Source organism: Pantoea sp. AS-PWVM4, assembly GCF_000468095.1.
GTDB classification, from domain to species: Bacteria; Pseudomonadota; Gammaproteobacteria; order Enterobacterales; family Enterobacteriaceae; genus Pantoea; species Pantoea phytobeneficialis.
In genome coordinates this window covers 1-22,471 of sequence record NZ_ASZC01000025.1, presented here as the reverse complement: position 1 = coordinate 22,471, position 22,471 = coordinate 1, and the positions used below count along the sequence as shown (strand labels likewise).

The window sequence follows — 22,471 nt, the reverse complement described above, 5'->3', positions numbered from 1 at the left end:
CCAGCTTTAACGGAGTAAACCATGACAATGTCAATCGGGCACAACGGTGCTCAGGGCATCCCCTTGCCTGAAAACGGTGCTTTTAACGCCTTTGCTTACGGCCTGCCGGAGGACGCATTTGAAAAGCTGACCCGCGCAAAGGAAGCCTGCGACCTGCTCCAGCTCCTGTTTTCCGAACATCCCTGTTCAGGTTCATTAACCGCGCACAGCGTACCCGGCGTGGCCGCGCTGATGGAATACCTGCGCGCCGACCTGACCGACGTCACGCGCTGCTGCGCACTCATCGGGGAGGCCCACGCATGAAAAAGCCACAGGTATCCGTGTTCCCGCCGGAGCTGACCACGGCGCTTTACCGCCGCGCCATCGCCTCAGCATGGCGGGCAAAGCATCTTGCCGCCACCGGCAGCGAAATGCGTGGCCCGCATCGCATGACGGTGGAGCGGATCGAAATGGCCATCGCGCTGCACGTTGAGAGCGCAATGGTGAACGAGTACGGCGAAGCGAGGGGCGCGGCTGCGGCGCTGGCCCTTTTCACTGACATGGTGGAGCCAACGCTCCTCACTGCGCCGCCGGTGCTGACGCCGCGCGGATGCGAAGTCATGACCGAACTTTACCGCACGCTTCCGGCGGCTTTCGAAAAGTTCTGCGGCACCGGCGCGTCGCTGTACCGGCATTAAGGAGAGGTTATGACAGCACAGTCAGTATCAGACATCACTGCCGCTGCGCGCGGTCGCTGGCCGGTCGTTTTTCAGTTGCTCGGCTTCAGCGTGCCGGACGGCGGCAGGCACGGCCCCTGCCCGAAGTGCGAAGGTAAAGACCGTTTTCGCATGGATGACATTGAGGGGCGGGGGACGTGGATTTGCAGCCACTGCGGCAACGGTGACGGCCTTGACCTGGTGAAGCTGGTGACAGGCAAAGGTGTGAAACAGGCCGCGCAGGAGGTGGCACAGGTGCTCGATGTTCGTGATGTGCAGGACATGCCGCTTAAGCCAGCCAGAGAGAAAGCCCCGAAACGCGACATGGCCGCCACGGTGGAGGCGCTGGTGAAAGCCAGCCACACGGGCGAAAGTGTTTATCTGACCGGTAAAGGCTTTGCCGGTTATCCGGGATGCCTCACCGGCAGTGCGCAGCGCATCAGCGGCACAGCCTTTCCGGCAGGTTCCCTGTTGCTGCCGCTGACCACAGCAGACGGTGCAGTGACCGGCGCGCAGCTTGTTGCCCCCACAGGTGAGAAAAGCCTGCTGCCGGGAAGCACCATGAAGGGCGCGTTTGTGGCGCTCAGCCCGCTGCCGTCTGAGTCGCCGGTGCAGGTGGTCATCACGGAGGGCTACGCCACCGCGCTCACGGTGAGTCAGCTTACCGCCGGGTGCGTTGTGGCCGCGATATCGGCGGGCAACCTGCCGAACGTGGCGCAGGCGCTGCGGGCACGCTGGCCGGAGGTGAAAATCGTCATCGCCGGTGACAACGACTTTCAGGATGCGGGTGAGAACCCCGGCAGAGCGTTTGCGGAGAAGGCAGCAAAAGCCGTCAGTGGCTGGGTGAGCCTGCCGCCGGGCGAAATCAAAGCCGACTGGAACGACTTTCACCGGGAGCACGGTGTGACCCGCGCCCGTGAAGCCTTCCGTAACGGTCTGGTGCTGTGCGGTGAGGGCCGCACGCAGCTGCCGCACGGGTTCCGGCTGACGCAGGAGTATCTCTGGTATGAGAAGCAGGTGCAGCGCAACGGCGAAACGGAAATCCAGAACGTCAAAATCTGCAACCCGCTGCGCGTCACGGCCATTACCTGCGACGCCGACGGCGGCAACTTTGGCCGCCTGCTGGAGTGGGAGGATACGTGGGGCGAGCGCCGCCGCTGGGCCATGCCGATGGAGATGCTGAGCGGCAGCGGCGAGGAGCTGCGCCGGGTGCTACTGGTCAACGGCCTGTCCTACATCAGCACCACCGGCGAGGCCCGTGCGCGCCTGATGGAGTACATCTCGCTGTGCAAGCCGGAGCGCCGCGTGACCTGCGTGAGCCGCACCGGCTGGCATGGTCAGGTTTACGTCCTTCAGGACGAAGTGAGCGGCGACGGTGCAGACGGCGTCATTCTCCAGACCACCTCCGTGCAGGGGCGGGACTTCCGCGTGTCCGGCTCGGTGGAGGAGTGGCGCGAGCACGTTTCCCGCTTCTGCACCGGCAACTCCCGCGTGGCGTTTGCGGTCAGCCTCGCCTTTGCCGCCCCGCTGCTGAGGCTGGTCGGCATGGACGGCGGCGGCTATCACCTCAAGGGGGAATCCACTGACGGCAAGACCACCACCATGAAGGCGGCGACCTCCGTATGCGGCGGGCCGGACTACTGGCAGACATGGCGTGCGACCGGCAACGCGCTGGAGGGCTGCGCCAGCCGCCGCAACGACGCGGCCATGATGCTTGACGAAATCCGCGAGGTGGACGGGCGTGAGGCAGGCAACATCGCCTACATGCTGGCAAACGGCCAGGGTAAGGGCCGTGCCGGTACGGACGGCGAGCTGCGCACCCGCAAGCAGTGGCGGCTGCTGTTCTTCTCTACCGGCGAGCTGTCACTGACTGAGCACGCCGCGAAAGCTGGTGAGCGCACCTTTGCCGGAATGGAGGTGAGAATGATCCAGATACCCAGCGACTCCGGGAAATTCGGGGTGTTTGAGGAGCTGCACGGCTTTGAGAGCGGCAAGGCGCTGGCCGAGCATCTGGAATGGGCAACGGCCAGCTACTACGGTGCGCCGTTCCGCGAGTGGCTGAAGGCGCTGACCGCCGACCTGAACGGGCTGACGGCGCAGGCGAAAACGCTGCTGAAGGAGTACACCGCCGCCCTCACTCCACAGGATGCAGGCAATCAGGTGGGCCGTGCGGTTAACCGTTTTGCCCTGGTGGCAATGGCCGGAGAGCTGGCAACCCGGCTCGGCATTACCGGCTGGCAGGAGGGTGAAGCGCTGCGGGCAACCCGCGTATGCCTCAGTGCCTGGCTGAAAGACCGGGGGCATACCGCCAACCAGGAAGACATTGCCGCGCTGGAGCAGGTGCGCAGCTTCTTCACCGCTAACCAGTACAGCCGCTTTGCCGACTGGCACGACGAGCGCAACCGGCCCGGCAACATGGTGGGCTGGCGCAGGGTGGAGAAAGGCAGCACGGCACAGGGCACGGAGGCAGTCACGACGTTCTATGTCATGCCGTCCGGGTGGAAAGAAATCTGCCGGGGCTTCGATCCGCGCAAGGTGGCGCGCCTCTGCGCAGACCGGGGGTATCTGCTGGCCTCTTCCGACGGCAAGTTACAGACCAGTATCCGCCCGCCAGAGATGAACGTGCGCAGGCTCTACGTCTTTAACAGCGAGGTGCCGGGCTGACGTTAAAGGCTTTGCGTGAGTCTTATTTTTAAAGGGTAACAGGTGTAACGGGTGTAACAGCGGCATTCAGTAAGGGGTGAGCCTGTTACACCTGACAAAAAGGTGAGGTGTAACGGGTGTAACAATGGCCGCTTCCTGCTGTTACACCCTGTTACCCACTGTGTTACACCGCAGATTTCATAAAACCCCTTTCAGTTCAGTGATGTAACACCTGTTACCCGTGTTACACCGGAAAAAGAATGCCAGTGAGGTCAGCGCCATTTAAACCCTTTTTTCTGGCTGGCCGGTTTTCAGGCGCAGCGGTAATGCCGCCCGGCGTTGTACCAGACACCACACACGGCCCGCAAATAGATGACCTGTGCCAGCCACGGCACAATTGACTGACCGAAAATAACCCGACAGGAATTATCATGAACGAGAAAAACACCGCTGCCACAGCAGCCGCACTGCCTGCCGCCACGCAGGCCGCGCTGGAAAAGGTAAACCTCACGAAAGTCGCCTGGCTTGAGGCGCGCCGTAAACAGGAGTCAGCAGCCGCACAGACCGGAATCATCCGCCAGCGCCGCAGCGAGACTGAAGCCAGCGCAAACGCCCAGAACGAAGAATGGCGCAGGCTGTTCCGCGAGAACGGCGGCGCGATGACGCCGGAAATGAAAAAGCTGCGCGCTGAGGTGGCGCTCGACCGTGAGTCGCTGGAGGAGTTCGACGCCCTGCTGGCCGCGCATGAAAGCGAAAACGAGTTTCTGCCGTGGAAAACCGCAGACCGGGCACACGCATACATTAACGCCCATGACCGTCTGACAGAGCACCGTGCCTTGCATATCTGGCAGGACTTCATGCGGGCGCATGGCAGGCAGCTGATACAGACGCTGAGCCTGCTGAAAATCACGCTCGGACGCAGCGCCGGTAGCGGTTCCGGGGTTGTTCATTCCGTCAACGACCCGGAAACCGTGCTGAAGGACTTCATCAGCAGACACATTACTCAGCCAGCGCTGGCCTGTGATGCGCTGCCGGAAGATGACGTGGTGTTTAAGCTGGCGGGTATCTTTGCCGATGAGGCCGCACACTCCGACTTCCGTAACGGTCCGTCACCGGCAGCGCGTCTTAAATTGCTGAGCCTCCGTGAAGCGGCGAAGAAGGAGAATGCACAGTGACCATTGCCACCACACCTGCACAGGCGCTGGACCAGTTCCGCGCCGCCCGGAGCCAGTGGCAGACGCACCTGACGTCCCGCACTGATGCGGAGCAGGCGCTGAGCGCGCTGCTGGCCGCCGGTGAGAACACATCCGGTTACGGTGAACGGGTGCCGCTGCTGCGTGAGCGCATCGCGGTGCTGGACTGGCAGATTCACTGCGCCGCCCGCGAGGGCGTGTATGCGCAGAGGCTGGTGCTGGAAGCCTGTACGGAAGACGCGCTGAGCGCCTTTATGGCTGAACATGGACCGGCGCTGATCTCAGCGCTGGCTCCGTTCCTGAACGGTCCCGGCGGGCCGGAGGTGGCCGCCCGGCTGCTGCGCAGCGCTGTACTCCGTGAGGCACAACGGGCACGCCCGGCAGTGGCAGAGACTTACCAGGACGCGCTGAACGAAACCGGCCTGACGCCGGAGACGGCCATGCTGCGCGACGGTCAGGGCAGCTACACCCCCGCACAGCACCTGCGCTTTACGCAGCGCCTGAGTCATCTGCCGCAGGAGGGTGTGTAATGGCCCTCAAATGCCCGGAGTGCGGCACCACCGCACACACGCGCACCAGCGCCTATGAGTCAGCGTCCGTCAAGCGCATCTGGTATCAGTGCACTAACCTTGACTGCTCCTGCACGTTCACCGCGCTGGAGAGCGTCGAGAAAATCATCATGAAGCCGCAGAAGCCAGCAGAATCTGAATCCAAAACGGAAACGCTGAGTGCGGCGCGACAGCCGCAGACGCTGGGCCGGTATGGTTCTGCCAGTAAACTGTCCAACCGGCAACAGTCACCGACCTGATGTCCGCCTGCTTTAGTCTGAACCGGCCACTGCGCCGGTTTTTTTACGCCCCTTTTTCCTGGCTGGCGGCCCTCCTCACGACTGCATGTCTATGCTGCATGAAAACGCATGAGTCTCAGGCACTTAATAAAGGCACATCAGCCCAGCCGTGGCGCGGCATAAGCCCTTTCATGCAGGTGCATGAAAACCACTCAATGAAGTGGGCAGGCGTGGCGGGGGTACGAGCGCGCGCAAGCACAAATTAAACATGTAAAATAACTTTTATGCCCTATAGATATTTTTAGAAAAGCCGATTAAAAAGAGAGCTATTTATCAGCAAATAACAGACCTATTATTAGCTTGCTAATAATTAGGTGTGTTAAATCCACTGAAGGAAAATAAATGAGCGTTTACAACTATGTATGCCAAACGTTTGGCCAAGATAAAGGCGCAACACTTAGACGCATACAGACAGGAGGCAATAATAATTTTAAGGGCAGTGAATATGAAGCTGCTCTAGCTGCTATAAAAATTTGCGTTAATGCGGCTGAGTATCATGATCAAGATTTAGATCAAGTCAAAATCGCTATTCAGGAAACAGCCTTTGTAGACGATCTTTGCATTATTAATGAGTTAGGGGGTTTTAAGCACAATTTCCAAGCGAAAAACTCTGACGGCACTGCCGCAGCTTGGACTGATGCGATGCATGAGCGTTTTTGCATGCAGAAACGAATAGACGACGAGCATTTTGGGTATCCCAATAATCAGCAGATTTTGGTCGTAAGTAACGAAGCCAAGAAACTGGAAAATGATGCCAAAATCCATGAAGACTATAGGGATTTTTTTATTTCAGAATATGTCCCGTATGAAGAAAACAGGATTGATTTAATTAGAAATTATTTGCCGCTACAACAAGCCCTTAAAACTTTATCAGGAAAAACGAACCCTTCGCATCTTGACTATGTCTATAGTTTAGTAGTAAGTGCTTGGGCTAACAGTCCAAAAAAAGGTTTACAAACTATTGGCGACTTGATCGGTTCAGCAAAAGCGATAGGAAAGCCCGATTGGATCTTAACGAACATACCGCCTCGCGCGATTCCAGAGTGGCTAAATGATGCTTGCTTCGCTTTTCCAGGGTTCTCTGTTCGTGTAGAATCCGGTCACTTTATTGTAAGTTTGGCCGTCGGTATCGAAATCGATCTGGGAAAACACCCGGTCAAGCCCGAGGGGGTCGATGAGATAACAACAGCCGATGAGATGGTCGAATGCCTGTTATCTTTGATAAGTGATGAGCTTGATGAAGAGCAGGACAATGAACAAGATTTCAATGAGGGCGCCATATGACTATTGATATCAACAAGTTAAGCCCAAACGTTTTGAGCAATAGCAGGACGCTGGCACCAACAGTATCCCATGAAGCTCGTGATGCTTTGGATGAGCTTATCGATCCTAATACTGGAGTTAAAGAGTATCGCTCTGCGATGCTTGCGTTAGGTGAGGAACTTGGAGCCCTCGTTGCTAAAAAAATGCCAAATAGAAGTAAGCAATGCTTGATTGTGTCTACAGCTGAAGATGCTGATTTTTTGGCAAATGGCGTAAGCCAGGCTTTAAGTGAAACGAACATTCACTATAAAAATGCTGTGCTCTGGAACAATCATTACGCGCTTAAAAAAGGCAGCGTTGCTCCTGTAATACACAGTTATATCGAGCCTGGATATGAAAGCTCTAACGTTCTTATCGTTGTAAAATCAGTTATTTCAGGAAGTTGTGTAGTAAGAACGAATATTTTGTCTTTAATTGACAAAATAGACCCTGAAAAAATATTTATTGTTTCTCCAGTAATGCATGAAAAATCTGAGATGAATCTCCGGAGCGAGTTCCCGGATGAGATCGCAGATAAGTTTGATTTTACATTCTTCGCTATCGATCGTATCAAAAGTGAAGATGGGGAAGTCATACCCGGTATTGGTGGACAAGTATACCAGAAGCTAGGCCTTAGTGATCAGCCAGTAAAAATCGGCTATCTGCCTGATACAGTTAGAAGAAAGATTGTCTCTTTAAGTGCCTAGACAATTTGTTCTATCAAAAAAGCCACTCAATAAATGAGTAGCTTTTTTTGTACCAAATATTGTACCAAAATAAATTTCTCAAAATAAAAAACATAAAAAACAACAACTTGAAATCAATACATTACTCAGATCCAGAACATTGAGTAACATCTGTACTGCCCCCTGTTTCTGCCGGGGGGCAGTACAACAAATCAGTATAGTTCCTGTTCGCTAGTCGATTTTTTTTCAACGCGCAACGTAAATAATGCGTAAAGATTCGTACCCAGCCATGTCTTTTTGGGACATCCCTTTACCAGTTCTACAGTGTCAAGAGCCCCCCAATTCGCTTATAATCTATTGTAAATCAAGATATATCTGTCCGTTATCAAGATAATTCTTCTTGATAATTCCCCGTTCAATGAATCCATTCAATCTTAAAGATTGCGGAGATTAGGTTTCTTTAACGGCACTATTTGCTAATCTGCTGGTCGAAATTAAGACTGCTGTACCGCGCCCTGAACACCTGGACCTGCTTCTATGTGCGATACATTCACTGATCACATGAAGGTGTTATGAAAAAAACCGGGCAGTTCTGCTCTCAACTCCTCCACCCTCGCTACTGGTTTACCTGGTTTGGGTTGGGCGTGTTATGGCTACTGGTACAACTTCCTTACCCCATCCTTATCCGTCTCGGGGCCGCTGCTGGCAAACTGTCACGCCGCTTCCTGAAACGCCGCGAGCGCATTACGCGTCGTAATATTGAACTCTGCTTTCCTCACATCAGTGACGAAGAGAAGGAGCAGATGATCGCGGGCAACTTTGCCTCCCTGGGCATGGCGCTGGCGGAAACGGGCATTGCCTGGTTCTGGTCGGATCGTCGGGTGCGCCAGTTGTTTCAGGTGAGTGGTATGGCCAACCTGAAAACCGCCCAAGACCATAAACGAGGCGTGATGGTAATTGGCGTGCATTTTATGTCGCTGGAATTGGGCGGCCGCATCACCGGGCTGTGCCAGCCCATGATGGCGATGTATCGCAAACATAACAATCAGGCGATGGAGTGGGCGCAAACCAAAGGCCGTATGCGTTCCAACAAAGCCATGATTGACCGGCGTGACCTGCGTGGCATGGTGCAGGCGCTGAAACAGGGCGAGGCCGTTTGGTTCGCTCCAGACCAGGACTACGGCCCGAAAGGCAGTGTCTTTGCGCCGCTGTTTGCCGTTGAGAAAGCGGCAACGACCAACGGGACTTTTGTGTTATCACGTCTGGCTCGCCCGGCGATGCTGACTATCGTGCTGATTCGTAATCCGCAGAAAAACGGCTATCAGTTGATCATCCAGCCGGAGTTGGAAAACTACCCACATGATGATGAATCCGCTGCGGCCGCTTACATGAACAAAGTGATCGAGCGTGAAATCCTGCGTGCACCTGAGCAATATCTCTGGCTGCATCGCCGCTTTAAAACCCGCCCGCCAGGTGAAGCGTCGCTCTACGTCTGACCTGATGCAGCAGGCTCCGGCCTGCTGCCTGACCCGCCAAAAAACATTTCACAACCATTCTTAACGAAAAACAGGTTTGTCAAAATTTGCACAGCCTTTTGTAATGGTCGCCATTTCCTTTTCCTGACCAAACTTATGACTCTGCTTTTGACTTCACCCCGGCGAGCGATGCTCGCAATTGCGGTTGCCAGCGCGCTGCTGGCCGGTTGCGCCAATCCTCACGGCTTACATACCAGCAACCATATGCTTGATGCCAATACATTGCAGGCACAGGACACGCTGAAAAATGCCCACTTCAGCACCGCTAACTGGCCGAAAACGCAATGGTGGCAAAGTTTTGACGATGCTCAGCTTAATCATCTGATTAACGATGCCATGGCCTCCAGCCCGGACCTGCAAGTAGTAAACGCCCAAGCCGACAAAGCCAATGCACAGGTTATCGCCGCCAACGCTGAACGCTACCCGGATGTCGATCTCAACGCCGGGATTACCCGTTCACGGGTAGCAAAAGTGGACGACCCGCTGCTACAGGGCAAAACCTACAGTACGCTGCGTACCGCCAACGTAGGTCTGAGCTACACCTTTGATTTATGGGGTGGGAAGAAAGATGCAGCCGAAGCCGCACTCGGCCAGGCGCGCGCCAGCGAACTGGATCGCCAGGCCAGCCAGTTAACCCTGGCCGCTAACGTCACGCGTGCATGGAACAACCTTAATCTGGCGTGGACCAATGCCGATCTGGCAAAACAGGCCGCCGATCGTGCCAATGGCATCGCCAAAATTCAGCAGCAATATGTTTCCGCCGGACTCACGTCTGACTATCAATACAAGCAGGCGTTATCGCAGCAAAAAACCGCTGAAGCCTCGCTTACGGAAGCAAAACAGGACGTCACCGACGCCGGTATTCAACTTTCGACGCTGGTCGGCAAAGGCCCGGATTACTGGCATAACCTGAAGCCAGCGAAACTGAACGTACCCACCGCTGCACTGCTGCCAGGCAATATTCCAGCCGATCTGCTGGGTCGCCGCCCGGATGTAGTCGCCGCACGTTGGCGAGTAGAAGCGGCAGCGAAAGACATCGCCGCGACCAAAACCGAGTTCTATCCCAATATCAACCTGGTGGCGGAAGCCGGTACACGCTCGCTGCTGGGTGACGCTTTGTTTGGTGCGCCGAGCCGCTTCTTTAATGTTGGGCCAAGCCTGTCGCTGCCAATTTTTGATGCCGGTAAACGCCGCGCCGATTTAGCTGAAAGCGATGCCAACTGGGATCTGGCGGTGGCGCAATACAACAAACTGCTGATTAGCTCGCTGGGTAATGTCAGCGATACCATCACCCAGTTGCAGTCCATTCAGGACCAACTGGCCCAGCAGGAAAGTGCCAACCAGCTGATTCACAGCGCCTGGGATGACCTGAACCGCGAATACGCAGCGGGCCTGCGTCCATATCTGGACGTATTGACCATCCAGAATCAGTTAATCGAATCCGACCAGAAACTGGTGGCGCTTAAAGCCCAGCAGATCAATCTGGCGGTGGTGTTGATTGAAGATTTAGGTGGTGGATTCCATAACGGGGATGCTACGCCCCACAGTTAAGCGGATGGCTGGTATTCTGCCGCAGGTTGGTGAATGATGGTTCGCTCATTGGCTCAACCTGCGGATAATCATGATGGAACAAGATATTGAGGCTGGCTGGCTCCGGCCTCTTATTGCTGACCGACTTACCCCTTTTCTGGAGATTGATGCAGCTCGCCTGCAACGCAATCTTCAGCAGATGCAACAAAAAGCCGATGCGGCTGGCGTTGCTCTGCGTCCTCATATCAAAACCCATAAAAGCGTCTGGATAGCCCGGCAACAACGAGCGCTTGGCGCGCGTGGTGTTACGGTGTCAAAACCGAGCGAAGGTGTCGCCTTTATTTTAGGGGGCGAGCGTGACCTGTTACTGGCTTATCCGGTGGTGCTGGCCGATACGTTGACCGAATTACTTCAGGTCGCAGCAGAAAACCATGCCCGTATTACCTGCATTGCTGACTCCCTGAATGGCGTGTCTGCGTTAGCGACCGCGCATCAGCAACAGCCGACAGCGGAGCTGGCGGTTGCCATCAAGGTGGATGTTGGGCTGCATCGGGTGGGGGTCGATCCTGAAAGTGATGCTGCGCTGACGCTGGCTGAAGCTATCAATGCCGCCGGACTTCCTTTTGCCGGGCTGGTTTCTCATGCCGGCCAGGCTTATGGTGCCGGTCATCCCGCCGCCATCTGCGAGGTTGCCCGTCAGGAAATCGCACTGATGCGTGGTGTTCAACAACGCCTGATGGCTGCGGGATTTACGCCTTGCCCAATCTCTGTCGGCTCAACCCCGACGGCACTGGCGGCCCCGGTTGCGGAAGGCAGCAATGAAATTCGTCCCGGTAATTACGCGTTACTCGATCTGACGGCCTGGCGTTTAGGCTTATGCACGCCAGACGCGCTGGCGTTAAGTGTGGTCACGCGCGTGGTGGCGGTGAATACGCATTACGCCATTATCGATGCGGGCTCCAAAATGCTCAGCTCCGATAAAGGCCCCCACGGCACCAATGCCAGCGGCTTCGGCATTGCCGTGGATGAGCAAGGGAATCAATTTGAGGTGGTGAAATTATCCGAGGAGCACGGCTTCCTGCAATTTAGCCATCAGGCTCCCGCTGTGGGGGCGCTACTGCGTATCTTCCCCAACCACAGTTGTGCGGTTGTGGCACAGTCCGACCGCTTTGTGTTGCGCCATGCCGACGGTTTGGCTGAAGTGCTCAACATAGAGGGACGGGGCAAGTTCATCTGACCACGAGGCTTTTTCTGGAAACCTCTTCTGCGCCACACTTCCGGCACCGGGCCGTTTCCAGCCCGGTGACCGCGTGCTTTAATGCCTCTTTATCCGCCCAACAGGAGGTCCCATGCTGCCATCTCAGACAGTGACTCTGACCATTCCACGTAACTGGTTAGATTTATATGAAACCATCTGGAAACCCGAGTGTTTCGCAAAATGGGCAAGCGGGTTAAGTATCAGCACGCTTACGCAGGAAGGGAATATCTGGAAAGCCAAAGGACCTGAAGGCACGGTAAAGATTCGTTTCACGCCGCATAATCCATTTGGCGTAATGGATCACTGGATCGATACCGGCATCGGTAAGGAGATCTACATGCCGATGCGGGTAATTGCGAACGAACAAGGTGCCGAGGTGGTGATGGTCGTTTACCGTCAACCACTGATGTCTGATGAGAAATTTGCCCAAGACGTTGCATGGGTAAAACGTGATCTGGATAACCTTCTCCACCTTTTAACCCATTAGAATCAATGAATTATACAAACTTTCTTACTCAGCTATTCTCTGGCAGTAATCGGCACTGACAAACAATTTTTCTTCACCAAAGCCTTTAACTGTTTTGCACATTTTGTGGCTGTTTTTCATTGTAACCACCAGTTTGGCTAACGCTTCCGTACCAGGAAAATTCCTGGTAAGGAAGCCATCTCTCACTTCAGGTCCACTGATTTTCTGACGTTTTTTTTATCCGGGCTGAAAAACGTTATTTACCCTCTCTGACAATAACGTAAAAGACTAATAAACCCCTTACCCTTCTCATTATATTTTCAGATGAAAAAACCAAAACCATTTATTACTGAGTGTCATTTATAGGAGTTTTCTCATGGTGTTAATTCAAATAAAACACGGTATAACTCCCTTACACACAGCAGTACTTAATAATAACAATGGCAGGGTAAATAACATGGACCGCTCAACCTATCCTTTATTGTCAGAAAGAGAATTCGTTGAGATTGCCAGAAGGATTTTGGCTGGGGAATATAATTATCAAAATGGATTTTATCGTGATCTGGCTGATTTTCTTCTGACAGGAGGAGATAGTGCTATGACACAAAAACAATTGCACACCAGGGGCGTCTTTTTAAATTCAGAACATCATTTGATCGAATGCATCATTACATGGCAATCACTGAAAGGTATTTCAGGGCTTCGCCAGGATTGGCTGCACTGATGAAATCTGTGCTCTGGCCTTGTCGCCCGGGCGACCCTCAAATTGCACTGGTACATGTACCATAACGAGCAGAGTATGACGATACGTGTAAGAAATCTGACCGGCGCTACCAAGTGGTCAATATTGTCATCAATAAAAATCATTGGCATCGGTGTATTACAGCTTTCACTTCTGGCGCAAATATTACAGGCAAACGAGTTAAATTTACTTGCCGTTGCCATTGCATGTTTATTAGTTATAGACACATTAGCCGATCGCGGATTTGGCAACTCCGCTATTCGCAACCAAAATTTAAGCGTCAGCGATCTCTCCGTTCTTTATTGGGGAAACATGTTGCTTGGGCTATTAATTTTCGCCGTCATGTTTATTGGTAGCGATCTTTTTAGCCGAATAATGAATCAGCCCGAACTGGCAATTATGCTGGAAATGATTTCGGTGATTTTCATTATTGTTCCGCAAGGGCAACATTATCGCGCCATATTGCAGCGAGAAAAACAATTCACTCGAATTGCATTTACAGAAATCTTGTCAGTGCTGGTGGGACTGAGTGTGACCTTGTTCACCGTGTGGCTGACCCCTTCAGTACTCTGTGCTATCTGGGGTTACCTGGCGATGGTCTCAATTCGCATGCTGGTCTACTGCTACTACGGCCGTTCATGGTTCCAACCTGAATACCGTTTTAGCCTGAAAAGCTTTGCCGGTATGCGAGCAAGAAACGGATAATAAAAACAAGTCTGTATGGTGGGCTCTGGGCATCTGAGAGGATGCGTTCGCGTGCTGCTTGCCAGCACGCTTTTTTCTTTTCCACGCCAGCAACTTCCCCCTCCTGTCCACACGCGTTAAGCCGGATTGGCGCATACTGAACACACCATTCACATCATTTTTTATAATGCGAATAAGAAACATCTATCCTCATACCCCCGTAAAACAGGCCTTATGAAGCCTCTAATATCAAAACAACTAATCCGATGTCACTTTTTTAGAAAATCTCAGTGGTCTACACTCTGGGAAGTCTTTAGCCTTGCCGCCAATTATCTGGAGTGCTCTATGCTGTTAACCGTTCTCTACATCATTGGTATCACCGCCGAGGCCATGACTGGTGCGCTGGCGGCAGGCAGACGCAAAATGGACCTGTTTGGCGTCATTATTATTGCTTCCGTTACCGCGATTGGTGGCGGATCGGTACGTGACATTCTACTCGGCCATTATCCGCTGGGTTGGGTTAAGCATCCCGAATACATCATGATTGTTGCGGCGGCGGCGGTAATCACCACGGTGGTAGCACCGCTGATGAATCATCTGCGCAAAGTCTTCCTGGTGCTGGATGCGTTGGGCCTGGTGGTTTTCTCCATAATAGGTGCCCAGGTGGCACTGGATGGGGGCCATACCGCTGTTATCGCCGCGATTAGCGCAGTCATCACCGGTGTATTTGGCGGCGTACTGCGCGATATGTTCTGCAATCGCATCCCGCTGGTATTTCAGAAAGAATTGTATGCCGCTGTCGCCTTCGCCTCAGGCTGGCTCTATATCCTGCTGTTGAAAACATCGCTGGCCAATGAGGTAGTGGTAATCGTTACCCTATTGTTCGGCTTTTTCGCTCGCCTGCTGGCGCTACGGTTCCGCCTCGGCTTGCCGATTTTCAACTATCCCCATCCCGATCACTGATGCTCCGCCGGGGGATCGCCTGTTGCTGTAAAAACGTGATGAGTTGCTGCACCTGATGATCGTGCAGCATGGTCACAATCCGTTGCGCCAGCGTGCTGCCAATACCCGGTAGCTGTTGCCAGCCCTCCGTCGTGCGCATCTGCAATTGTTGCCACTGAGTGTCAGGTAAGGCTTGTAATGCGGCACGCGGTATCGGCAAGCCCAGCGCCATCACCCAACGGCGTAACGGTTGCTGGCGGGTCTGATTAAACCGCCGCCAGATCTGTTGCGCCCGCGCCGGTGATATCCCAGCCACCTGAGCGATTTGTTCGGGTGTCAGTTCCAGCCAGGAAAACAGATGGGTGATGGTGCCGCTATCCAGCAAGCGTTGCCAGGTGCTGCGTTGTATACCGTTAATATCCAGCACTGATTTTTCGCTGAGCCAGCTCAGGCGTGACAGGAATTGCGCCCGACACGGTGCACTGAATGTCAGACAACTGAGTTCGTTGAAATCGCTGCTTTGTGGTGCATCGGGGTATTCGCGCAGTCCAACACGCCAGATAACCCGTTCAACACGCGGAATGCCCAACCCGGCGAGAACCAATGTCACCTGATCGCCTGCAATCACATCCAGCTCACGCCAACGTCGTAGCGAGCCAATATTGACCCGGCGCACGGTTTTATCATCCAGCTGCACCGGGATAAGATTCAAAACCACCGCGATTTTTCCGGTTCGTCCGACATTGAACTCCACCGAATGCACTTCGCTGCTGATCTCCGCTGGTTGATATTTCCACGCAGCTGACCAGTTGCCCTGCCCGGGCTGCCAGTCACGCCCCATGCGAACGGGCGATTGGTGAATAACAACACCATCGGTGGCAAAGGGTAATTTTCCCTGAAACCAGCGATCGCGCCAGCTTGCTACTTCATCCTCATCATTGACCCGTTCGCTCCAGCGTTCGGTGAGGTCAAATCCCCAGCGCGACAATTGTGCCAGCCGTTCTGACATGGACGTCGGACCATCCGGCCACGCCCAAATAAACACCCCCAATTGCGCCAACAGCGGAGTGGCATCACGGCGCATCATCGCGCCCGCCACCTGTGCCCGGGCATTTCTGCCACCATCATGCGCCTGCTGATGATCGGTCATCTGCAAAAATAATTCCCCTTGCAGCACCACCTCATTCTGATTGGTGCTGATCTGCTGCGGGATAGCCGGGATCATGGCTGCCTTATCCCGCCACTCTTCACCGCGCAGGCCGTCACCACGACTGACCAGAGAGGCCAACCGCCCCTGACGATAAATCAGTGTGACGGCCACACCGTCAACCTTCGGCTGTACCCACAAATCTGACTTACCCTGCATCCACTCCATGACAGCCCGCTGGTCACGCAATTTGCGCACGCCGGTATGTGCCACCGGGTGCTGCGCAGTGCCGTCTGTTGTGGGTTGTGACGCGTAAGTCGCCTGGTCGGGCGTGAAGCACTGCTGCCAGTGTTGCAGACGTTGTTGCAGGCTGTCGTAATCAGCATCGCTTACCAGGTTCTGTCCCTGCCGGTAATAGGCATCATCCCAGTGTCGGAGTTGGGTTTGTAACTGCGTAATCTCCTGCCCGGCCCGTACCGGGGACCAGTTGGGACAAACCCTCTCGGCCAATACGCCCGCGCTGAAAAGCCATAACAACAAAACCATGTATCCTTTCATCTTCGTTCTCCTTTTTGTCTATTGGAGAACACCCTGCATCTGGCGGCCAGCAGCGAAAAAGGATTCTGGATGTTATGTTCCCGCGTTTTTTCACGAGTTGCAGCGCTGAACAATACGGCTGGAGCAGCCTCACAAAAAAAGAAATGCGCCTGACGCGGCGGCAAACGCTGCGTGGCGGGCGTAAGCCGTGTATACTGTGCAGGAAATCGACTCCGCTCTTTACTCAATTCAAGAAAATCATGGCTCAAGGCACGCTCTATATTGTTTCTGCCCCCAGCGGCGCAGGTAAATCCAGTCTGATTCAGGCGCTGTTGAAGACACAACCGTTATACGATACGCAAGTGTCTGTTTCCCATACCACCCGTGGCGTGCGTCCCGGTGAGAGTCATGGTGAACATTACTTTTTTGTGTCGAAACCGGAATTCGAAGCCATGATTGCCGAGGATGCCTTCCTTGAGCATGCGGAAGTCTTTGGCAACTATTACGGCACCTCCCGTGCGGCCATTGAACGCGTATTGGCAACGGGCGTTGATGTTTTTCTGGATATCGACTGGCAAGGCGCGCAGCAAATTCGCCAGAAAATGCCTGCCGCACGCAGCATTTTTGTTTTGCCACCCTCAACGGAAGAGTTGGATCGCCGTCTGCGCGGCCGTGGTCAGGATAGCGAAGAGGTGATTGCCCGCCGTATGGCTCAGGCCGTGGCGGAAATGAGCCACTATGCCGAATACGATTATTTAATTGTGAATGATGATTTTGATCTGGCGTTGTCCGATCTGAAAACCATTATTCGCGCAGAACGTCTGCGCATGAGTCGCCAGAAATCGCGACATGATGCTTTAATCAGCAAACTATTGGCAGTCTGAATTCACTTTCAGTATTATGCCCAGTCATTTCTTCATCTGTGGAGTAGCACACCTATGGCACGCGTAACCGTTCAGGACGCAGTAGAAAAAATTGGTAACCGTTTTGACCTGGTGTTGGTCGCTGCACGTCGTGCACGTCAGATGCAGGTAGGCGGCAAAGATCCGCTGGTTCCGGAAGAAAACGATAAAGCCACCGTTATCGCGCTGCGCGAAATCGAAGAAGGTCTGATCACCAACCAGATTCTGGATGTGCGTGATCGTCAGGAACAGCAAGAGCAGGAAGCCGCTGAATTACAAGCCGTTACCGCTATCGCTGAAGGTCGTCGTTAACAGCAGCCTGCAGGTCAACCTTGTATCTGTTTGAAAGCCTCAATCAACTGATTGAAAAATACTTGCCTGAGGAGCAAATCAAGCGCCTCAAGCAAGCTTATCTTGTCGCGCGTGATGCCCACGAGGGACAAACACGCTCCAGCGGTGAGCCTTATATCACCCATCCTGTTGCCGTTGCCTGCATTCTGGCCGAGATGAAACTCGACCACGAAACGCTGATGGCCGCGTTGCTGCATGATGTTATCGAAGATACCCCCGCAACTTACCAGGACATGGAACAACTGTTTGGCAAAAGCGTTGCCGAACTGGTTGAAGGGGTGTCAAAACTCGATAAGTTGAAGTTCCGGGATAAGAAAGAAGCCCAGGCTGAAAACTTCCGCAAAATGATCATGGCGATGGTGCAGGACATCCGCGTCATTCTGATCAAACTGGCTGACCGCACCCATAACATGCGCACGCTTGGCTCGCTGCGACCGGATAAACGCCGTCGTATCGCACGAGAAACCCTCGAAATTTATAGCCCGCTGGCCCACCGTCTCGGTATTCATCACCTGAAAACCGAGCTGGAGGAGCTGGGCTTTGAAGCGTTGTACCCAAACCGCTATCGGGTCATCAAAGAGGTGGTTAAAGCGGCGCGCGGTAACCGTAAAGAGATGATCCAGAAGATTCTTTCTGAGATTGACGGCCGCCTGCAAGAGGCTGGGATTCCCTGTCGCGTCAGTGGCCGTGAGAAGCATCTCTATTCGATCTACCGCAAAATGCATCTGAAAGAGCAACGATTTCACTCGATCATGGATATTTACGCCTTTCGCGTCATCGTGAAAGATTTAGATACCTGCTATCGCGTACTCGGACAGATGCACAGTCTGTACAAACCGCGTCCTGGACGCGTCAAAGATTACATCGCTATCCCCAAGGCCAACGGCTATCAATCTTTGCATACCTCGATGATTGGCCCGCACGGCGTGCCGGTTGAGGTGCAAATCCGTACCGAAGATATGGATCAGATGGCGGAAATGGGGGTTGCGGCACACTGGGCCTATAAACAGGCCGGTGAAAGCGGCACCACCGCGCAAGTACGTGCCCAGCGCTGGCTGCAAAGCCTGCTGGAGTTGCAACAAAGCGCGGGAAGCTCCTTTGAATTTATTGAAAGCGTGAAATCGGATCTCTTCCCGGACGAGATTTATGTGTTCACGCCTGAAGGCCGCATTGTCGAACTGCCCGCTGGCGCAACACCTGTCGACTTTGCCTATGCGGTCCATACCGATATCGGCCATGCCTGTGTCGGCGCACGCGTTGATCGCCAGCCTTATCCGCTGTCGCAGCCACTCACCAGCGGGCAAACCATCGAAATTATTACCGCGCCGGGTGCCCGACCCAACGCCGCCTGGCTTAACTTTGTCGTCAGTTCCAAAGCGCGCGCCAAGATTCGCCAGTTGCTGAAAAACCTCAAACGCGAAGATTCTGTTAACCTCGGCCGTCGCCTGCTCAGCCATGCGCTGGGTGGTAGCCGTAAACTGGCTGAAATTCCGGCAGAAAATATCCAGCGCGAGCTGGAACGCATGAAGTTGACCAGTATGGATGATCTGCTGGCGGAAATTGGTCTGGGCAACGCGATGAGCGTAGTGGTGGCGAAAAATCTGCTGCAATCAGAGAACTCAGCACCACTCGTCAGCAACAAACGTAATAAGTTGCCGATTAAAGGTGCTGATGGCGTCCTGATTACCTTCGCCAAATGCTGCCGTCCGATTCCGGGCGATCCGATCGTTGCACACGTCAGCCCTGGTAAAGGCCTGGTGGTGCACCACGAGTCCTGCCGCAATATTCGCGGCTACCAGAAAGAACCAGAAAAGTTCATGCCGGTAGAATGGGATAAAGTGACCGATCAGGAATTTGTCGCCGAAATTAAAGTCGACATGTTCAACCATCAGGGCGCGCTGGCAAACCTGACGGCGGCCATCAATACCGCCGGTTCAAACATTCAAAGTCTCAATACCGAAGAACGAGACGGCCGTGTTTATAGCGCCTTTATCCGTCTGACCGCGCACGATCGCGTCCATCTGGCTAACATTATGCGTAAAATTCGCGTAATGCCCGATGTGATTAAAGTTCACCGAAATCGTAATTAGTGCATGAACGATCAACGTTTTGCTCGTATCCGCGAGATGCTGGCCCTGCGCCAGCACGATCTCACCGTCTGTATGGAACAGGTGCATAAGCCGCACAATGTCTCGGCGGTAATTCGCACGGCCGATGCTGTCGGTATCCATGAGGTCCATGCGGTCTGGCCCAGCGTGCGCATGCGCACCATGGTATCGGCCTCCGCTGGTAGCAACAGTTGGGTGAAGGTCAAAACGCATCGCAATATCGCTGAAGCCGTATCCCATCTGAAGACGCAGGGTATGCAGGTGCTGGCGACGAACCTGTCGGCCAAGGCCGTGGATTTTCGCGAGATCGATTACACACGTCCCACCTGTATTCTGATGGGTCAGGAAAAAACCGGTATCACCGCAGAAGCGCTGGCCCTCGCGGATCAGGACATCATTATCCCAATGGTTGGCATGGTGCAGTCACTTAATGTCTCAGTCGCTTCCGCGCTGATTCTGTATGAAGCACAACGCCAGCGACAAAATGCCGGTATGTACCAGCGTACCTACAGTTTGCTGGATGAAGAGGAGCAGCAGCGCCTGCTGTTCGAAGGGGGTTACCCGGTTCTGGCACGCGTGGCGAAGCAAAAAGGATTGCCCTATCCGCACATCAACGACCTCGGTGAAGTGGAAGCCGATGCCGAATGGTGGGCAACAATGCAAGCGACGGGCAAAAAATGAAAGGCCGTCTGCTGGATGCCATCCCGCTCAGTACCCTGACCGGCGTCGGCGCCAGCCAGGCGGCGAAACTGGCCAAAATTGGCCTGTTTACCATCCAGGATCTGCTGCTGCACCTGCCGCTGCGCTACGAAGATCGCACCCAACTCTATCGTATTAATGACCTGCTGCCGGGCATCTGGGCCACGGTGGAAGGTGAAGTGCTGAGCAGTGAAATCACCTTTGGCCGCCGCCGTATGCTGGTGTGCCAAATCAGCGATGGCACTGGCGTGCTGACCATGCGCTTCTTCAACTTCAATGCCGGGATGAAAAACAGCCTGGCGTCAGGCCGTCGCGTCACTGCTTACGGCGAGATCAAACGCGGTCAGCGCGGTGCAGAGATTATCCATCCCGAATATCGCATTCAGGGCGAACACAGCAGCGTTGAGTTGCAGGAAACCCTGACGCCGGTGTATCCCACCACCGAAGGTATCCGCCAGGCAACGCTGCGCAACCTGACCGATCAGGCGCTGACGCTGCTGGAAACCTGCGCCATTGCCGAGCTGTTGCCGCCGGAACTGAGCGGTGGATTGATTAGCCTGCCAGACGCATTGCGTACTCTGCATCGTCCACCACCTGATTTGCGTCTGAGCGAGCTGGAAACGGGCCGTCATCCGGCACAGCGCCGGTTAATTATGGAAGAACTGCTGGCACATAACCTCAGCATGTTGGCAGTGCGCGCTGGTGCACAGCGCCATCACGCGCTGCCGATGCCGGCCAATCATCAGTTGGTCGATAAATTGCTGGCCGCCCTGCCGTTCTCCCCTACCGGCGCGCAGCAACGGGTGGTCGCGGAAATTGAGCGCGATCTGGCACACGACTTCCCGATGATGCGTCTGGTGCAAGGCGATGTGGGATCGGGTAAAACGTTGGTCGCGGCAATGGCTGCGTTAAATGTGATTGCCCACGGCAAGCAGGTGGCGCTGATGGCCCCCACCGAATTGCTCGCCGAACAGCACGCTAATAATTTCCGCCAATGGTTTGCGCCTCTCGGTATTGAGGTGGGCTGGCTGGCGGGTAAGCAAAAAGGTAAGGCTCGTCAGGCGCAGCAGGAGGCGATTGCCAGCGGGCAGGTAGCGATGGTGGTCGGTACCCATGCGCTGTTTCAGGAGCAGGTACAATTTAACGGCATGGCGTTGGTGATTATCGATGAACAGCACCGTTTTGGCGTCCACCAGCGTCTGGCACTCTGGGAAAAGGGCGAAGAACAGGGTTTTCATCCGCATCAGCTAATCATGACCGCGACACCGATTCCACGCACCCTGGCGATGACCGCCTACGCGGATCTCGATACTTCTACCATTGATGAGTTACCGCCAGGCCGAACCCCGGTCACCACCGTCGCGATCCCCGACAGCCGCCGTAACGATATCATCACGCGAGTGCAAAGCGCCTGCCAGGAAGGTCGTCAGGCGTATTGGGTCTGTACGCTGATTGAAGAGTCTGAGCTGCTGGAGGCACAGGCGGCCGAAGCGACCTGGCAAGAGCTAAAAGTCGCGTTGCCGGATCTCCAGGTCGGGCTGGTGCATGGCCGTATGAAACCGGCTGAAAAGCAGGCGGTGATGCAGGCATTTAAAGCCAATGAAATCCAATTACTGGTCGCCACGACGGTTATTGAGGTTGGAGTGGATGTGCCGAACGCCAGTCTGATGATCATCGAAAACCCAGAACGCCTCGGCCTTGCACAGCTGCATCAGTTACGTGGACGTGTCGGGCGTGGTGCGGTCGCCTCGCATTGTGTGTTGCTGTACAAAGCACCGCTAAGTAAAACGGCGCAAAAGCGTTTGCAGGTGTTGCGTGACAGCAACGACGGCTTTGTTATCGCCCAGCATGATCTGGAGATTCGTGGTCCCGGTGAACTGCTTGGCACGCGCCAGACCGGTAACGCCGAGTTCAAAGTCGCCGATTTGCTGCGTGATCAGGGCATGATCCCGGAAGTTCAGCGCGTGGCACGCCATTTCCACCAGCATTATCCTGAGCAGGCCGTGGCGTTGATTGAGCGCTGGCTGCCGGAAACCGAACGCTACAGCAACGCGTAGCTACCGTCTTGAACGTCAAGCGGTAGCTGCGTAATTTTCATCCCACTTCATCCGCGTTTTCAGCACCCCGAAGCACTGATGAACCAGCTTGCGCATCACCGCTCCAAGCGCAGCCTTGCTGGCTTTGCCCTTCGCGATTAGCCTCTG

Annotated in this window: 20 protein-coding genes and 2 pseudogenes; 20 read left to right on the top strand and 2 right to left on the bottom strand. The window is 54.5% G+C overall.

What is annotated here, in order from left to right; all coding sequences use genetic code 11:
* Positions 1-21: 21 nt before the first annotated feature.
* The 15 genes from L579_RS20595 (at position 22) to L579_RS20530 (ending at position 14,544) form a co-directional block, all read left to right on the top strand.
* Positions 22-303 (top strand): hypothetical protein, encoded by a 282-nt coding sequence (locus L579_RS20595; RefSeq protein WP_021186089.1) that lies wholly within the window; start codon positions 22-24, stop codon positions 301-303.
* Positions 300-677: a DUF5375 family protein gene (locus L579_RS20590; RefSeq protein ID WP_021186088.1), complete on the top strand. Its 378-nt coding sequence runs from the start codon at positions 300-302 to the stop codon at positions 675-677. Before L579_RS20595 ends, L579_RS20590 begins: the two co-directional genes overlap by 4 nt.
* Before the next feature lie 9 nt (positions 678-686).
* Positions 687-3,359: a TOPRIM and DUF927 domain-containing protein gene (locus tag L579_RS20585; RefSeq protein ID WP_021186087.1), complete on the top strand. Its 2,673-nt coding sequence runs from the start codon at positions 687-689 to the stop codon at positions 3,357-3,359.
* Positions 3,360-3,769: 410 nt separating this feature from the next.
* Positions 3,770-4,513 (top strand): hypothetical protein, encoded by a 744-nt coding sequence (locus L579_RS20580; RefSeq protein WP_021186086.1) that lies wholly within the window; start codon positions 3,770-3,772, stop codon positions 4,511-4,513.
* Entirely contained in the window at positions 4,510-5,061 is a 552-nt protein-coding gene (locus tag L579_RS20575; RefSeq protein ID WP_021186085.1) for a phage polarity suppression protein, read from the top strand. The genes L579_RS20580 and L579_RS20575 overlap by 4 nt, the downstream gene beginning before the upstream one ends.
* A complete protein-coding gene (locus L579_RS20570; RefSeq protein ID WP_021186084.1) occupies positions 5,061-5,339 on the top strand; it encodes an ogr/Delta-like zinc finger family protein in 279 nt (92 codons plus the stop codon). Before L579_RS20575 ends, L579_RS20570 begins: the two co-directional genes overlap by 1 nt.
* 381 nt (positions 5,340-5,720) lie before the next feature.
* Positions 5,721-6,662, top strand: coding sequence for a hypothetical protein (locus tag L579_RS20565; protein WP_021186083.1), 942 nt, complete (start codon positions 5,721-5,723; stop codon positions 6,660-6,662).
* Entirely contained in the window at positions 6,659-7,387 is a 729-nt protein-coding gene (locus L579_RS20560) for a hypothetical protein (RefSeq protein ID WP_200864692.1), read from the top strand. The genes L579_RS20565 and L579_RS20560 overlap by 4 nt, the downstream gene beginning before the upstream one ends.
* A 551-nt stretch (positions 7,388-7,938) precedes the next feature.
* On the top strand, positions 7,939-8,862 hold the full coding sequence (lpxP, locus tag L579_RS20555) for a kdo(2)-lipid IV(A) palmitoleoyltransferase (protein WP_021186082.1): 924 nt from the start codon (positions 7,939-7,941) through the stop codon (positions 8,860-8,862).
* Positions 8,863-9,030: 168 nt separating this feature from the next.
* Entirely contained in the window at positions 9,031-10,452 is a 1,422-nt protein-coding gene (locus tag L579_RS20550; protein ID WP_021186081.1) for an efflux transporter outer membrane subunit, read from the top strand.
* A 70-nt stretch (positions 10,453-10,522) separates the two neighbouring features.
* Positions 10,523-11,668 (top strand): alanine racemase, encoded by a 1,146-nt coding sequence (locus L579_RS20545; RefSeq protein ID WP_021186080.1) that lies wholly within the window; start codon positions 10,523-10,525, stop codon positions 11,666-11,668.
* Between the two features lie 112 nt (positions 11,669-11,780).
* Complete coding sequence (locus tag L579_RS20540; RefSeq protein WP_021186079.1) at positions 11,781-12,176, top strand: hypothetical protein; 396 nt, start codon at positions 11,781-11,783, stop codon at positions 12,174-12,176.
* A gap of 355 nt (positions 12,177-12,531) precedes the next feature.
* A complete protein-coding gene (locus L579_RS23440) occupies positions 12,532-12,879 on the top strand; it encodes a hypothetical protein (RefSeq protein ID WP_235056630.1) in 348 nt (115 codons plus the stop codon).
* 75 nt (positions 12,880-12,954) lie between these two features.
* Positions 12,955-13,602: an oligosaccharide flippase family protein gene (locus L579_RS20535; RefSeq protein ID WP_036627745.1), complete on the top strand. Its 648-nt coding sequence runs from the start codon at positions 12,955-12,957 to the stop codon at positions 13,600-13,602.
* A gap of 324 nt (positions 13,603-13,926) precedes the next feature.
* Positions 13,927-14,544 (top strand): trimeric intracellular cation channel family protein, encoded by a 618-nt coding sequence (locus L579_RS20530; protein WP_013511048.1) that lies wholly within the window; start codon positions 13,927-13,929, stop codon positions 14,542-14,544.
* On the opposite strand, the pseudogene ligB reads toward L579_RS20530, so the two are convergent.
* Positions 14,491-16,228, bottom strand: a pseudogene (gene ligB / locus L579_RS20525) (NAD-dependent DNA ligase LigB). The gene L579_RS20530 and the pseudogene ligB overlap by 54 nt on opposite strands.
* A gap of 239 nt (positions 16,229-16,467) precedes the next feature.
* On the opposite strand from ligB, the gene gmk reads away from it, so the two are divergent.
* From gmk to recG, 5 genes are read left to right on the top strand one after another with little or no spacing between them, the layout of a single operon-like run.
* Positions 16,468-17,091 (top strand): guanylate kinase, encoded by a 624-nt coding sequence (gmk, locus tag L579_RS20520; RefSeq protein WP_036627742.1) that lies wholly within the window; start codon positions 16,468-16,470, stop codon positions 17,089-17,091.
* 54 nt (positions 17,092-17,145) lie between these two features.
* Entirely contained in the window at positions 17,146-17,421 is a 276-nt protein-coding gene (rpoZ, locus tag L579_RS20515; protein ID WP_013511051.1) for a DNA-directed RNA polymerase subunit omega, read from the top strand.
* Between the two features lie 20 nt (positions 17,422-17,441).
* The gene (gene spoT, locus L579_RS20510) at positions 17,442-19,550 is read left to right on the top strand and encodes a bifunctional GTP diphosphokinase/guanosine-3',5'-bis pyrophosphate 3'-pyrophosphohydrolase (RefSeq protein ID WP_021186074.1); all 2,109 of its coding nucleotides are present in this window, start codon (positions 17,442-17,444) and stop codon (positions 19,548-19,550) included.
* A gap of 3 nt (positions 19,551-19,553) precedes the next feature.
* Positions 19,554-20,249 (top strand): tRNA (guanosine(18)-2'-O)-methyltransferase TrmH, encoded by a 696-nt coding sequence (trmH, locus tag L579_RS20505; protein ID WP_021186073.1) that lies wholly within the window; start codon positions 19,554-19,556, stop codon positions 20,247-20,249.
* Positions 20,246-22,324, top strand: coding sequence for an ATP-dependent DNA helicase RecG (gene recG, locus L579_RS20500; RefSeq protein ID WP_036627777.1), 2,079 nt, complete (start codon positions 20,246-20,248; stop codon positions 22,322-22,324). The genes trmH and recG overlap by 4 nt, the downstream gene beginning before the upstream one ends.
* Positions 22,325-22,339: 15 nt before the next feature.
* Here the strand turns inward: recG and L579_RS24230 are convergent.
* Positions 22,340-22,471, bottom strand: a pseudogene (locus L579_RS24230) (IS110 family transposase); the annotation flags it as partial.